Raw genomic sequence first — 595 nt, 5'->3', positions numbered from 1 at the left:
GCCAGAGACGCCAGGGTGATGATCAGGGTGCGATCCACCGACCGGTCGGCGAACTTGCCGCCCAGCCAGTTCCCGACCGTCAGGCCCAGGCCGTAGACGACCAGCATGGCGGTGACGAAGCCGATGGAGGCGTGGGCCTCTTCATGCAGGATCGGGGCGATATAGGTGAAGACGGTGAACATGGCGCTGGAGCCGATCACGGTCAGGGCCAGGGCCGACAGAACGGGGCCGCGACCCAGGACGCGCACCTCCGCCAGGGCGTCGCCGCCGACCGGCGCCGGCAGTTTGGGCAGGGTCAGGCGCAGGGCGGCCATGACGATCAGGCCGATGCCGGCGATGGCCCAGAAGGAGGCGCGCCAGCCCAGGACGTCGCCCGCCCAGGCCGCCAGCGGCACGCCGACGACGGTGGCGATGGTCAGGCCCATGAACATGGCCGCGACCGCGCCGGCCTGTCGGTTGGGCGGCACCAGGCTGGCGGCCACGATGGAGCCGACGCCGAAAAAGGCGCCGTGGTTCAGCGAGGTGACGACCCGCGCGACCAGCAGCATGGCGTAGTCGGTCGAGACGGCCGCCATCAGATTGCCCAGGGTGAAGA

At 70.6% G+C, this 595-nt stretch carries 1 protein-coding gene; it reads right to left on the bottom strand.

Features of this window, described 5'->3' with window-relative positions:
• On the bottom strand, window positions 1–595 hold a 595-nt coding region (locus tag CKO23_RS25135; RefSeq protein ID WP_200336327.1), incomplete at both ends, for an MFS transporter.

It is taken from the genome of Thiocystis violacea (assembly GCF_016583565.1).
Classification (GTDB): domain Bacteria; phylum Pseudomonadota; class Gammaproteobacteria; order Chromatiales; family Chromatiaceae; genus Thiorhodococcus; species Thiorhodococcus violaceus_A.
This window is presented reverse-complemented; position numbering and strand designations above follow the sequence as displayed.